This window comes from Burkholderia sp. JPY481 (genome assembly GCF_038900515.1).
GTDB lineage: Bacteria > Pseudomonadota > Gammaproteobacteria > Burkholderiales > Burkholderiaceae > Paraburkholderia > Paraburkholderia youngii.
On record NZ_JAYMRT010000007.1, the window covers coordinates 102,743 to 116,549 of the forward strand.

9 protein-coding genes are annotated in these 13,807 nt (G+C 64.3%); 5 read left to right on the forward strand and 4 right to left on the reverse strand.

The window, feature by feature from the left end; translation table 11 throughout:
* Positions 1-35: 35 nt before the first annotated feature.
* Positions 36-881: a glycosyltransferase family 2 protein gene (locus VSR82_RS18690; protein ID WP_410850552.1), complete on the reverse strand. Its 846-nt coding sequence runs from the start codon at positions 879-881 to the stop codon at positions 36-38.
* A gap of 288 nt (positions 882-1,169) precedes the next feature.
* Between VSR82_RS18690 and VSR82_RS18695 the strand changes: the two genes are divergently transcribed.
* Together VSR82_RS18695 and VSR82_RS18700 are read left to right on the forward strand one after the other, a co-directional pair.
* The gene (locus VSR82_RS18695) at positions 1,170-2,546 is read left to right on the forward strand and encodes an O-antigen ligase family protein (protein WP_429460456.1); all 1,377 of its coding nucleotides are present in this window, start codon (positions 1,170-1,172) and stop codon (positions 2,544-2,546) included.
* Between the two features lie 145 nt (positions 2,547-2,691).
* Positions 2,692-3,768, forward strand: a complete 1,077-nt coding sequence (locus VSR82_RS18700; RefSeq protein WP_429460458.1) for a glycosyltransferase family protein — start codon at positions 2,692-2,694, stop codon at positions 3,766-3,768.
* 32 nt (positions 3,769-3,800) lie between these two features.
* Here VSR82_RS18700 and VSR82_RS18705 read toward each other — a convergent pair whose 3' ends face one another.
* Positions 3,801-4,895, reverse strand: coding sequence for a glycosyltransferase family 4 protein (locus tag VSR82_RS18705; protein WP_498857988.1), 1,095 nt, complete (start codon positions 4,893-4,895; stop codon positions 3,801-3,803).
* 181 nt (positions 4,896-5,076) lie between these two features.
* Between VSR82_RS18705 and VSR82_RS18710 the strand changes: the two genes are divergently transcribed.
* Positions 5,077-6,102 (forward strand): glycosyltransferase family 2 protein, encoded by a 1,026-nt coding sequence (locus tag VSR82_RS18710; protein ID WP_410850556.1) that lies wholly within the window; start codon positions 5,077-5,079, stop codon positions 6,100-6,102.
* A gap of 82 nt (positions 6,103-6,184) precedes the next feature.
* Here the strand turns inward: VSR82_RS18710 and msbA are convergent, their stop codons facing one another.
* Positions 6,185-7,978, reverse strand: coding sequence for a lipid A export permease/ATP-binding protein MsbA (gene msbA / locus VSR82_RS18715; RefSeq protein WP_368586223.1), 1,794 nt, complete (start codon positions 7,976-7,978; stop codon positions 6,185-6,187).
* A 244-nt stretch (positions 7,979-8,222) separates the two neighbouring features.
* Here msbA and VSR82_RS18720 point away from each other — a divergent pair, with 244 nt between their 5' ends.
* Positions 8,223-8,984: a glycosyltransferase family 2 protein gene (locus VSR82_RS18720; protein ID WP_410850558.1), complete on the forward strand. Its 762-nt coding sequence runs from the start codon at positions 8,223-8,225 to the stop codon at positions 8,982-8,984.
* 58 nt (positions 8,985-9,042) lie between these two features.
* Here VSR82_RS18720 and dnaE read toward each other — a convergent pair whose 3' ends face one another.
* Positions 9,043-12,612 (reverse strand): DNA polymerase III subunit alpha, encoded by a 3,570-nt coding sequence (gene dnaE / locus VSR82_RS18725; protein WP_498857989.1) that lies wholly within the window; start codon positions 12,610-12,612, stop codon positions 9,043-9,045.
* 305 nt (positions 12,613-12,917) lie between these two features.
* Between dnaE and VSR82_RS18730 the strand changes: the two genes are divergently transcribed.
* On the forward strand, positions 12,918-13,781 hold the full coding sequence (locus tag VSR82_RS18730; protein ID WP_018431567.1) for a sulfurtransferase: 864 nt from the start codon (positions 12,918-12,920) through the stop codon (positions 13,779-13,781).
* The last annotated feature ends 26 nt before the right edge of the window (positions 13,782-13,807 follow it).

Here is a 13,807-nt window from a genome sequence, read left to right on the forward strand (position 1 = left end):
CGTCGAGCATCCGCTGCTTTGCGGTTCGACGCCCGTCAGCCCAACGCGCGCTTGATGCGCGACTTCAGCAGCGCACGACGCAGCCGGCCGGTGCGCTCCGGCTCGCTGACCGCGAGCGCGCCGTCGATGGCGGTGCCGCGGCGCAGGTAATAGCGGTCGAACGTCGCCTGCGTCATTCCCCACTTGTTGAGAAACTGGCGGCGCCCGTCGTTCTTCACGATCTTGCCGGTGCTCTTCTGCTGGAAGTGATAGACGAGACTGTCGCCGACGCCGACGAACACGCGGCAGCCCGCGTCCCACAGCTTCATCGAGAAATCGTTGTCGCTGCTCATGCCGGGGCTCAGCTCGCTGCTGTAGCCGCCCAGCTTGAACCACCAGTCGCGATGCACGAGCGTCGGCGGCCACGTCGCGCCACGCCAGTCGGCACGCACGAGGCTGGGCGCGGCAGCGACCAGCTCGTCAGCGCGAAACACCTGCGCATCGCGGCCGAAGTCGCGCACGACCACGCATGGATTGCCCGAATCGACCGGCTCGATCATCGTGCCCGACAGCATGAATAGCCTGTCGGCCGGCATCTGCGCGAGACGCTTGACGAGCGCTTCATCCCAGCCGGGACAGCAGTACATGTCGTCGTTCATGTAGACGATGTAGTCCTGCGTCGCGCGCGCCGCCGCGATATTGACCGCGTGGCAGATGCCGATATTGCCTGGGGACGCCGTGTGCTCGATGCCCTCGTCGCGCACCCACGCGAGCGTGCCGTCCGAGCCGTCGTTCACGTGCACGATGATCTGGTGCGGATACGTCGAATGACGGCGCAGGCTTTTGATCACGAGGCGCAGATAAGGCAGGTTGTTCCAGGTCGGGATGATGATTGAGAACATCGAGTCGGTCCGTTGAGCTGGGCGCGGGGCGCGGCACGCGCCGCACGCCGGCCATGAATGTCGCGCGATTGTACCGCCCCCCGCCCGCACGCACGACAGGCGCCGCCCGCCGCCGCGCCGCATACCGCGGGCCGACGGAACCTTAGCGCGTGCGGCGGCAAGCATTCCGCAAGGAAGCGCATGGTTATAATCCGGATCGCTCTGCCGTCTTGAAAAACCTCAAATGGTCCGGCGTCCCCTGCAATTTCACCACCGGAACGGTAGTGTGCTCATCGATAACGTAGACCTATGATTTTTGCTTCCAGTCTCGTCTGGCTCACGTCGGTGCTGCTGTTTCTCGCGCCCGCGGTCAATCTCATGTGGCGCGGCGGCACCGGCTACTGCTTTTTCGCACTCGTCGCGCTCGCGCTCGGCGCGGCCATCGTCAACCGGCGCATGCCGGGCTATTTCTCCGCGTTGCGCACCTATCGCTGGTTCACGATCGGCATGCTCGCGTTCGTCGTCGGGATCGGCGCGCAGCAGCTGGTGCTCGGCTACTGGATGCCACGCGAACTCGACTCGGTCGCGCGCTTCGTGTTCGCGCTGCTGGTGTTCCTGCTGCTGCGCCAGTTGCCGTCGCGCAATCTGCGCATGATCGGCTGGGGCTGTGCGGCCGGCGCGCTCGCGGTCGGCGCATGGGCGATCATCAATCAGCCGCCCGGCGGCTGGACCGATGCGAACCGCCTGAACAACTCGTACACGAACGCGATTCCGTTCGGCGATACCGCGCTGCTGCTCGCGTTCCTGTCGGTATTCACGCTCGGCTGGGATAATCCGCGCGACTGGCGCGTGCTCGTGCCACGCGTGCTCGCGCTCGTGTCGGGCGGCTATGCGTCGTTTCTGTCGGGCTCGCGCGGCGGCTGGCTTGCGGTGCCGGTGTTCGTCATGCTGCTCGGCATGCAGTACCACTGGTTCACGCGGAAAAAGCGCCTGCTGGTCGCGACGCTCGTGATCGCGATCGGCGCGGGCGGCCTGTTGTCGACCGAACGGGTTCAGAAGCGCTTCGCCGAAGTGCCGAACGATGTATCGATGATGCACAAGGGCGAGGACGCCACCGCCACCGGTCTGCGCCTGCAACTGTGGAACGCATCGCGGATGATCTTCGCGCGGCATCCGATGTGGGGCATCGGCAAGGGCCATCTGGTCGACGAGCTCGGCGCGATGGCCAGCCGCGGCGAAGTGAAGGCCGAGATCGTCAACGAGCGCGCGCATAGCGATTTTTTCTCGACGCTCGCCGAGATGGGCGCGGTCGGCGTGGTGTGCCTGCTGCTGTTTTACTACGGCATCACGGTGTATTTTTGGCGACACCGGCATGCGAGCGACCCGGTGATTCGCGCCGCATCGTATTCGGGTCTCGCGGTCGCAACGAGTACGGCAATCTTCGGACTCACGATCGACGTGCTGGTGCCGATCATGGTGACGGCACTAATCGCACTGCTGGTGGCGACGCTGCTGGCGGTAATAGACACGCGCAAACGCGAATGGGCGGCATCACAGTCGGCCACCATACGCTCCCCTAGCAGCGACGGCATCACCGCAGAGAGCGCTGCCAAGTTCCCATCTTCGGATTCGGCTACGGTCCAATGCAGCGGCGGCGAATTGGCCCGTCGACCAAGGTTACAGTGATCTGTCTGGAATTGCTCGCACGATTCCCGCTTGATAAACGCATTGCAGGAGCCGTTTCACCGCCCGTTCGTCGTCTCCATGATCATGGAGACGCAAAGTGTTTGAAGCACACAAGCGGAAATAAATAACCGAGGGAGAAGTGAGAGTGCGTTTAGTGTATTTTTGCACATCGCCGAGGGCAAACGAGCATGCTGGCGGGGTTAAAGTCATCTACGACCATTCCAGCCGCCTGAATAGTAGTGGCTTGATTACCTCAGCGATCATGCACGATAGGCGTGGTTATGAGTATCCTTGGGCCGAACACGGTGCCCAACTGACTTCCGACAGAAAGCTGCGTCCGACAGATCATCTGGTGTTGCCAGAGATCAAAGCGGCGCAGCTCGCGCGCATTCTGGTTCCGCGCAGACTGAAGTACTCGATTTTTGTTCAGAACGGCTACTATCTGCGTGACCGCGATAGCGGTTGTACCGATGCCGACGTAGATTACGCATACCAGAATGCGACTGCCATCCTGTCAATCTCCGAAGACACCTCCTCCCTGATTTCGCTTCACTATCCGCATCTGACAGGCCGGATAAGGCGAGTGTTTTGCTCCGTGAATGACAGCGAATTTAGTGCCGGCGGCAAGAAACGCAACCTCATCACGTTTATGCCGCGCAAGAACGGTGCACATGCGGCTGCGGTCGTCTTCGCATTGAAGAAGCGACTCCCTCCGAGTTGGGAAATTCGCGGCATCGACGGTATGAATGAAAGAGAAGTCGCAACCCTGCTTAAGGAATCGCGGATATTCATGTCGTTTTCAGGGTTGGAAGGATTGGGTCTGCCGCCAGTCGAGGCCGCGCTCTGTGGAAACTATGTGATTGGGTACCACGGCGGTGGCGGTCGGGAATACTGGGCATCACCGAACTTCGAAGAAGTCTCCGTTGGCGATCTTGGAGATTTCGTCCGTAGGATCGAGGCACGAGCGCGTTTACTGTCCAATAGCACGGACGATCTCAGTGAGCTTGAGCCTGGGATGGCCAGATTGCGCACGCTTTTTTCCCGAGAGAATGAGCTGGCCGCTCTTGAGCGGTTTGTTGACCAGATTAAGGTAGACGCAGCCCGCGAAGCGACGCGGCCCCCCGCCGTAGGATCCCCGCGAATTCGGCTGCAAAAGCGTATGCGTCTGGGCTGGCGGCTTGCGCTGCGGCGAGTGCGCGCACGAACACGCGCATTAGCATAGAGCAGCGGCGCCTCGAGAACTAAGCCCCGCCGTCATCCTCGCGTGAACACTTCGTAAAGCGCCGCGACATGCGCGTCGACGCTCGGGTCGTACACGAGGCTGTCGCGCGGCACCGCGATGCGCGCGGCGCCGCTCTTCACACGTTCGACCGCCTGCCCGATCGCGCGCTCGAAACTGCCGTCGGACTGCCGCGAAAACTCGATCTTCGCGGCGCCGGTCACGGTCTCCGCCGAGCCGACGTTCTCGGCGATCACGAGCGGCGTGCCGCACATCACCGACTCGACACCGACGAGCCCGAACGGCTCGTACGCCGACGCGACGACGGTGAAATCGGCGGCCGCGAACAGCTTCTCGATCTCTTTGCTGTAACCCGCGTAACGGATTGTGTCGCCGGTTTTCGGCACCGGGCGGCCCGCGACGACGAGGCAGACCGGCAGCGTCGTGCGCGAGAAAAACGCTTCGAGCAACGGATAGCCCTTGCGCTCATGGCTCGTCGACGAGAACACGAACATCACGCGATCGTCGGGCACGCCGAGCTGGCGGCGCATGGCCGCGCGCGCGGCGGCGTCGAGCGGCTTGAAGCGCGCGGTGTCGACGGGCGGATAGAGCACGTCGATGCGCTGAGCCGGCACGTGATAGAAACGCTGCAACTCGCGGCTCATCAGTTGCGAATGCGCGACGATCGCACGCGCCCGCGTATAGACGCGCCGCTCGAGCTCGATCTGCCATTCGTCGCTGCGGCGCGGGGTGCGGCCCGCGGCTTCGAGCGAGCCCGGATGCGTGCCGCCGCACAACGCGACGTCGGCATGCGTCGAGTGATTGATCGAGAACACGCACGCCGGACGGTGCCGCTTCAAACGCTGCTTAAGACGCCAGTCGAACGCGAGGTTGCGCAGCTTGCGCGGCGCCCAGCGCACGTTGAGCGGCTGCGCATCGATCCACGCGGCCTCGGGAAGCGCGCGGTCGATCTCGCGCGCGAACAGCGTCGGGCGCAGACCGAGCCGATGCAGGCCGGCGATCACGTCGCGCGTGTAGCGCTCCGCGCCGCCGCTGTTCTTCAGCGCCTGCGCGGTCAGCGCGATATCGGTGAGGGGCCGGTGGTTCGGGTCGAGGGTCGGCTCTGACAAGGATCGGTCTCGGTGAGGCGCACGCGCGGACGAGGCCGTGGGTGCGCAGTTGCGGGGCAGCGGCAATTGTAAAGGATGGTTTTCGCCCGGTTCAGCACGTGTCGTTCGGGATTGCCGTGTGCGTCGCGCGGCGCGGCGGTCAGCGGCTAAAATCTAGGCCAATCGCCTTCTCCCCGACTCCATGACAGATAGCCTGCCGCACCTCGCAACTCCTGCAACGGCCGACACCAACCGCCCCCTCGTCTCGATGCTCGTGATCGCCTACAACCAGGCAGAGCAGATCGGTGACGCCGTGCGCAGCGCGCTCGCGCAAACCTACGAGCCGCTCGAAATCATCGTCTCCGACGACGCGTCCAGCGACGCGACCTACGCCGCTATCGAAGCGGCAATCGCCGGCTACAGCGGGCCGCATCGCGTGATCGCGCGGCGCAATACGGTAAACCAGGGCATCAGCGCGCACCTGTCGCAACTCGCGCAGTTGGCGCAAGGCGAGTTGCTGTTCGTCGCGGCCGGCGACGACATGTCCGCGCCCGAGCGCTGCAGGCGCGTCGTCGACTGCTGGCTCGCGCACGGACGCCGCCCCGACCTGATCGCCACCGACCTCGCCGACATGGACGAAACAGGTCACGTGCACGAGCGCGTGAGCCCGACCGAGCTCGACCGCTATCGCAGCTTCGACGACTGGCTCGTCGCGCGTCCATGGCTGATCGGCGCCGCGCATACCTGGTCGCGACGCCTGATCGAGCGCTTCGGGCCGATGCTGCCGGGCGCCGCCGCCGAGGATCAGATCATGGTGCTGCGCGCGATCCTGTCGGGCGGCGCGATCAGCCTGCGCGAGCCGCTGGTGCGCTACCGGCGCGGCGGAGTCTCGCGCAAGCGCCGTTATCAGTCGGTCGATGAGCTGATCGCGCGGATGCGGCAGAGCAATCGCTACGGACTCGCGGAGCTCGCGCAGCTGCAGCGCGACGCTGAGATCGCCGGTGTCGGCGAACGCATGCGCGCGGCGATGGCGCCGAAGCTCGCGCGTGAGCAGTTCATCCACGCGATGTTCGAAGCGGGCAGCCTCGGCGAACGCATTGGCCTCGTGACGCGCAGCACCGGCGTGAAGCTCGGGCTGCGGATTCGGATGTTTCTGTACGCGAGTTGCCCGGTGGTTTATGCGCCGGGCATCTGGATCAAGCGGGTCGTGCGGGGCGGAAAGGCCTGAGGACGACGCCCGGGTCTGGGCGGTGCTTTGCGACGCGACCTGGGTCACGAAGCGCTGCGCGATGCGTCCGCAATGTGCCGGATCAAACCGGGCTTTGCTGGAACTGGATGCGATGCAGATGCGCGTACAAGCCGTCGTGTTCGAGCAGCTCGCGATGGCTGCCACGCTCGACGATCCGCCCCGCTTCCATCACGAGGATGCGGTCGGCGCGCTCGATGGTCGACAGACGGTGCGCGATCACGAGCGTCGTGCGGCCCTTCATCAGCGTTTCGAGCGCCGCCTGCACGTGGCGCTCGGACTCGGAATCGAGCGCCGACGTCGCTTCGTCGAGAATCAGGATCGGCGCGTCCTTGTAGATCGCGCGCGCGATCGCGAGACGCTGGCGCTGGCCACCCGACAGCATCATGCCGTTGTCGCCGACGAGCGTCTCTATACCCTGCGGCATCGCCTGCACGGTGTCCCACAGGTTCGCAGCGCGCAGCGCCGCCTTGACCTTCTCAGCATCGACCTCCTGGCCGTACGCGACGTTGTGCGCGATGGTGTCGTTGAACAGCACGACGTCCTGGCTCACCATCGCGATCTGGCTGCGCAGCGCATGCAGGTCGTACTCGGGCAGCGCGACGCCGTCGACCAGAATCGCACCGCCGGTAGGATCGAAGAAGCGCGGCAGCAGGTTCACGAGCGTGGTTTTGCCGCTGCCCGACGGACCCGCAAGCGCAACCATCTCGCCCGGGGCGACCTTGAACGACACCTGGTCGAGCGTGTGACGGTTGTGCGTGGAGCTGGTGCCATAGGTGAACGACACGTCGCGGAACTCGACCTCACCGCGCGCGCGAGCGAGCGGCTTGCCGCCGCCCTTCGGCTCGGCGGGTTCGTCAATCAGACCGAAGATCAGTTCGGCCGCGGTCATACCGCGCTGCAACGGCTGGTTCACGTCCATCAGATGCTTGAGCGGCGAAATGATCAGCAGCATCGACGTGACGAACGCGACGAAGCCGCCGACCGTCGTCTGATCCGACGACGACTGCACCACCGCGATCGTGATCACGACCGCGAGCGCGATCGACGCGAGGAACTGCGTCAACGGCTGCGCGAGGCCGCCGGACACCGTCATGCGCATCGCGTAGCCGCGCAGGCGCCGGCTCATCGAGTTGAAGCGGTCCATCTCGTACTGCTCGCCGTTATGCACCTTGACGACCTTGTAGCCGCCCACCGTCTCCTCGACGATGTACGACAGCTCGTTGGTGAGCAGCTGATGCTCGCGGTTCAGGCGCCGCAGCCGGCGATTGATCTTGCCGACCAACCAACCGATGCCCGGCAGCAGCACCGCGACTATCAACGTCAGCCGCCAGTTCAGATAGAACAGATAGCCGAGCAGGAAGATCACCGTCAGCGAGTCGCGCACGAGCGTGACCATCACGCTCAGCAGCACGTTCAGGATCTGGTTGACCTCGAAGACGATCGCGTTGATCACCGTGCTCGCGGTTTCACGCTGGAAGAACGCGACGCTCGTGTGGATCATGCGGTCGAACATCTTCAGACGCAGTTCGAGCAGGATCTTGTTCGACACGTACGCGAGCAGATAGCCGGATGCGTACTGCGACACGCCGCGAATCAGCGCGAGGCCGATCACCGCGATCGGTACGAGCCACTTGGTCTTGTCGACCGCGTGCGAGCCGAAGCCCTTGTCTAGCAGTGGCTTGAGCAGTGCGGGAATGGCGGCGTCGGTGCCGGCGCTCACCGCCATCGCGACAATCGCGCCGACCACGACCCACAGCAGCGGCTTGATGAATGGCCACAGGCGCCGCAGGACGACGGCCGGCGACGACGCATCGCCTGAACCCATGGGTTTGCTTAACGTTGGCTTCGCGCTCAAGGAATCCTCTGGAAATGCGGAACGGCGAGCACGCGGCGCAGGGTTGGGCGGCCGCGTGGAATATCAAAAAAGAGCATTGTAATCGGTTGCAGATGACGGCCGGCGCCCGGCGCGCGACGGCATGCGCGCAACACCTTGGCGGAAACGCGCTGTGGTGTAGGGCCGGATGGGATGTGTATACTCGCTGCTCGATTGCCGCATCGCGGGGCCCGCTCCGTCACTTCGTCCTCCACGCAACTCAGGTATGCAAGAAACCACTCTTGGCGTTGCCATCATCACCCGGAACGCTGCGGCGCGGCTCGCCGAATGCCTGCAGGCCGTGGCCTTCGCCGACCAGATCGTCGTGATCGACGGCGGCAGCACCGACGGCACCGCCGACATCGCTCGCGCGCACGGCGCACGCGTCATCGAACAAACGGACTGGCCGGGCTTCGGCCCGCAAAAGAACCGTGCGGTCGATGCACTGACCACCAACTGGATCCTGTCGCTCGACGCCGACGAAATCGTCACGCCGGAACTTGCCGCATCGATTCGCGCGGCGCTCGCCGCACCCACCGCCGACGTCTACGCGGTGGACCGTCTGTCGAGCTTCTGCGGCCAATGGGTCCATCACAGCGGCTGGTATCCGGACTGGATTCCGCGCCTTTTCAAACGCGGCGCCGCGCGCTTCTCCGACGATCTCGTGCACGAGCGCCTCGTGTTCGATACGCCCGCGCAACGCCTGACCGGCAAGCTGATGCACTACTCGTACGAGGACTTCGAGGGCGTGCTGCGCAAGCTCGACGCGTATTCGACGGCCGGCGCGCGGCAGCGTTACGAGGCCGGCCAAAAAGGCAGCATTCGTCTTGCTATCGGGCGCGGCCTGTGGGCGTTCGTACGGACTTATCTGCTGCGGCGCGGTTTTCTGGATGGCCGCGCCGGGCTGATGATCGCGCTGTTCAATGCGGAGACGGTGTACTACCGGTTTCTGAAGCTGGCGCGGCTCGAAAAAACCGGCGGGCGATAAGCCGAGCTCAGATTAGCCGGTACCCGCGGCACCGGCCGATCCACACCGCCGACCTCGCTCAATACACGATCTCGATCGAGCTTCCCGCAAACTCGCCGCGCAGCGCGGCGAGCAGTTCGTCGGTCGGCTTCACGCGCCACGCGTCGCCCAGACGCATTTCGCCTTGCGCATGCTCGCTGCGATAAACCACCTGCACCGCGAGCCCATTCGGAATCTGCACCGCCTGACGCTGACGGCCGCCATCGCCGCCGAAGCCGCCACGCCCACCGCCATTGCCGCCGCCGTTGCCACGTGTGGCGGCCGCCGGTGCGGCTTGCTCGTCCTTGCCGGCGGTGTGAGCTTCGAGCACCCGGCGCAATGCCTGCGCGTTAGCGTTGCCGTTCATCTGCACCTTCAGCGAGTCCGCGTAGCGGCAGCGTGCGCGGCCGAGATCCATCACCGTTTCGACGGTGAAGCGGATGCCGCCCGTAAACGCGTCGTTACGCGCCTGGCCCTGCACGATCAGCAGTTCGTCTTCCTTGAACAGCTGCTTGTGTTCTTCGAAGACCTCGTTGAAGACCGTCACTTCGCACTGACCGGTGCCGTCGTCGAGCAGCGCGATCAGCATCTTGCCGCGCTGGGTCATCTGCGTGCGCAGCGACACGATCACGCCCGCAACCAGCTTGTCGCGCCCTTCCTTCAGCTCGCCGATCTTCTGGCGCACGAAACGGCGCACTTCGTCCTTGTAGGCATCGAACAGATGGCCCGACAGGTAGAAACCGAGCGCGGCCTTTTCTTCCTGCAGCTTGCGCTTTTCCGGCCACTCGGGTTCGTCGACGAGTTCGTGGCCTTGCGACGGCGCGTCGCCCATGTCGAACAGACCCGCCTGCAGCGCATTGGCCGCTGCCTGCTCGGCCGCTTCCATCGCCAGCGACACCGAGGCGATCAGCTGCGCGCGGTTCGGATGCAATGTGTCGAACGCGCCGGCGCGAATCAGCGCTTCGATAGTGCGTCGATTGACGATGCGCCGGTCGACGCGATTGCAGAAATCGAAGATGTCGATGAAGCGGCCGTCCCCGCGCGCGCGCAGGATTTCTTCGATCGCGTTCTGGCCGCTCCCCTTGATCGCGCCCAGACCATAGCGGATCGTGCGCGAGCGCTTGCCGTCGGCTTCGGCGACCGGCTCGAAGCGATACGCGGACAGGTTCACGTCCGGCGGCAGCACGGCCATCTTGTTCGCGAGACAGTCTTCGAACAGGATCTTGACCTTGTCCGTGTCGTCCATCGCGAGCGACATGTTGGCCGCCATGAATTCGGCCGGATGGTGCGCCTTCAGCCACGCGGTGTAGTACGCGAGCAGCGCGTAGGCGGCCGCGTGCGACTTGTTGAAGCCGTAGCCCGCGAACTTCTCCATCAGGTCGAAGATTTCGTCGGACTTCTCCCGCGTGAGGCCGTTCCTGGCCGCGCCTTCCGCGAAAATCTCGCGGTGCTGGGCCATCTCCTCGGGCTTTTTCTTACCCATCGCGCGACGCAGCAGGTCGGCGCCGCCCAGCGAGTAGCCGCCAATGATCTGCGCCATCTGCATCACCTGCTCCTGGTAGACCATGATGCCGTAGGTCTCCTTCAGAACAGGTTCGACGCGCGGGTCCGGATATTCCACCACCTCGCGGCCGTGCTTACGCGCGCAGAAGCTCGGGATCAGGTCCATCGGACCCGGGCGGTACAACGCGACGAGCGCGATGATGTCTTCGAAGCGGTCGGGCTGCGCGTCCTTCAGCATGCCCTGCATGCCGCGGCTTTCCAGCTGGAACACGGCGACCGTGTTCGCTTTCTTCAGGATCGAGAACGACGCGGGGTCGTCGAGCGGCACCTGGCCTAGCGACCAGTCCTGCTTCGACGGATCGAGGCGGCGGATATAGCGCTCGGCCCAATCCAGAATGGTCAGCGTGGTCAGGCCCAGAAAGTCGAACTTCACGAGGCCGACCGCCTCGACGTCGTCCTTGTCGTACTGGCTGACGACGCCGCTGTCGTCGCCTTGGGTATAAAGCGGGCAGAAATCGGTCAGCTTGCCGGGCGCGATCAGCACGCCGCCCGCGTGCATACCGACGTTACGCGTCAAGCCCTCTACGCGCTGCGCGAGTTCGAGCAGCTGGTGCACTTCGTCTTCGTTGTCGAAGCGCTCCTGCAATAGCGGCTCTTCCTTCATCGCGTCGGCGATGGTCACGTGCTTGCCCGGCTTGAACGGGATCAGTTTCGCGACGCCGTCCGTGAACATGTAGCCGAGATCGAGCACGCGGCCGATGTCGCGCACCGCCGCCTTCGCCGCCATCGTGCCGAACGTCGCGATCTGCGACACCGCGTTCGCACCGTACTTTTCCTTCACGTACTGGATCACGCGATCGCGGCCGTGCTGGCAGAAGTCGATATCGAAGTCGGGCATCGACACCCGCTCCGGATTCAGGAAACGTTCGAACAGCAGGTTGTAGCGCAGCGGATCGAGATCGGTCACGCCGAGCGCATAGGCGACCAGCGAACCCGCGCCCGAACCGCGGCCAGGACCGACCGGCACGCCGTTGTTCTTCGCCCAGTTGATGAAGTCTGCAACGATCAGGAAGTAGCCCGGAAAGCCCATCTTGATGATCGTGCCGCACTCGAATTCGAGGCGCTGGTAGTACGTCGCGCGCTGCGCGTCGCGCTCGGCCTCGTCCGGGTACAACTGTTCGAGCCGCTTTTCGAGGCCTTCTTTCGACAGCTGCACCAGGTAGTCGTCGAGCGACATGCCGTCGGGCGTCGGAAAGAGCGGCAGCTTCGGCTTGCCGAGTTCGAGCGTCAGATTGCAGCGCCTCGCGATCTGCACTGTGTTCGCGAGCGCCGAAGGAATGTCCGCGAACAGCGTGGCCATTTCCTGTTGCGTGCGGAAGTACTGCTCGGCCGTGAAGCGCTTCTGGCGACGCGGATTCGCAAGAATATCGCCTTCGGAAATACACACGCGCGCTTCGTGCGCGGTGAAGTCGTCCGGCGTCATGAACTGCATCGGGTGCGTCGCGACGACCGGCAGTTTCAGCGATGCCGCGAGCGCGACCGCCTGTTGCACGTACTGCTCGCCGCCAGGCTGACCGTAGCGCTGCAGCTCGATATAAAAGCCGCCCGGGAACACCTTCGCCCAATGCCGTGCATTGCGCTTCGCCGCCTCTTCGTTGCCCGCCGCGAGCGCAAGACCGATGTCGCCCTGCTGTGCGCCCGACAGCGCGAGCAACCCTTCGCCCAACCCGGTTTCGAGCCAGCCGGCTTCGATTTCCGCGCGGCCGCGATACTGGTTCGTCAGCGAGGCCTTGCTGAGCAATTCGCAAAGGTTCAGGTAACCGCGGCGGTCTTTGACCAGCAGCAGCAGACGGGAAGGCTTGTCGCGGTCGTCCGGATTGGTGATCCAGACGTCGCAGCCGGCAATGGGTTTGACCCCTTTGCCACGCGCTTCCTTGTAGAAACGGACGAGGCCGAACGCGTTGCCGAGGTCGGTGAGCGCGAGCGCGCCCTGACCGTCTTTGGCCGCCGCCGCGACGATGTCGTCGAGACGCACGATGCCGTCGGCAATCGAGAATTCGGAGTGAACGCGGAGATGGACGAAGCGGGGATCTGACATGGGCGACATTGTAACCCCACCCTTCCGCAGATTTCAGGTCAAAACGGCGCGTTGGCCATCCGGCCAGGACGAGGTCGGCGAGAGCGTTGTTTGCGCTAGCGCAACCCATTAGCCATTCGGCCAGGCCGGGGAAAATCCCCGGTTGAGGGATAATAGAGGTTTCGCCTGTTTCGGCCTTGCCATTCAACTGGCAAATACGCGGCAAACGCGCGCGAAACCGCGCGCCAAACCCCGGGTCTTATACGGGGGGCGCGACAGCGGCGGCACGGCCCGCCGCCCTTTGCCACGCTGGCCATCTTTACCGCAGAACACACATGAGTATCGTCAACCTCGCCGCGTATCAATTCGCGACCATCGAAGACACCGCCGCCTGGCGCCCATTCGTCACCGAACGCTGCAATGCGCTCGGCCTGCGCGGCACTATCCTGCTCGCGCCGGAAGGCATCAACCTGTTCATCGCCGGCACGCGCGAGAACACCGACGCGTTCATCGACTACATCCGCCACGACGCGCTGTTCGAAGGCAAGTTCGCGAATCTGCAGTTCAAGGAAAGCCTGTCGGACAAGCAGCCGTTTACGCGCATGCTGGTCAAGCTCAAGCGCGAAATCATCACAATGAAAAAGCCGGCGATCCGCCCCGAACTCGGCCGCGCGCCGTTCGTCGACGCGCCCACGCTGAAGACCTGGCTCGACCGCGGTCACGACGACGAAGGCCGTCCGGTCGTGATGCTCGACACGCGCAACGCGTTCGAAGTCGACGTCGGCACGTTCGACAACGCGCTCGACTATCGGATCACGAAGTTCAGCGAATTCCCCGAGGTGATCGAGAATAACCGCGCCGACCTCGAAGGCAAGACGGTCGTGTCGTTCTGCACGGGCGGCATCCGCTGCGAGAAGGCCGCGATCCATATGAAGGACGTCGGCATCGAGAACGTGTACCAGCTCGAAGGCGGCATCCTCAAATACTTCGAGGAAGTGGGCGGCGCGCATTATCACGGCGACTGCTTCGTGTTCGACTATCGCACCGCGCTGAATCCGCAACTCGAACCGACCGCGACCGCGCAATGCTTCGGCTGCCGCGCGGTAGTCACGCCCGAGCAACAGCAATCGCCGATGTACGTCGCGGGCAAGACCTGCCCGGCGTGCCATCCGGACAGCAAGGCCGCGTGCGCCGCGTAATGACAGCCGGGGTGCCTCGCGGCGCG

Bases quoted from the DNA above. Each gene is read 5' to 3' on its own strand.
- VSR82_RS18690 (WP_410850552.1), bottom strand. From the start codon at position 881: ATGTTCTCAATCATCATCCCGACCTGGAACAACCTGCCTTATCTGCGC.
- VSR82_RS18695 (WP_429460456.1), top strand. From the start codon at position 1,170: ATGATTTTTGCTTCCAGTCTCGTCTGGCTCACGTCGGTGCTGCTGTTT.
- VSR82_RS18710 (WP_410850556.1), top strand. From the start codon at position 5,077: ATGACAGATAGCCTGCCGCACCTCGCAACTCCTGCAACGGCCGACACC.
- VSR82_RS18720 (WP_410850558.1), top strand. From the start codon at position 8,223: ATGCAAGAAACCACTCTTGGCGTTGCCATCATCACCCGGAACGCTGCG.
- dnaE (WP_498857989.1), bottom strand. From the start codon at position 12,612: ATGTCGCCCATGTCAGATCCCCGCTTCGTCCATCTCCGCGTTCACTCC.
- VSR82_RS18730 (WP_018431567.1), top strand. From the start codon at position 12,918: ATGAGTATCGTCAACCTCGCCGCGTATCAATTCGCGACCATCGAAGAC.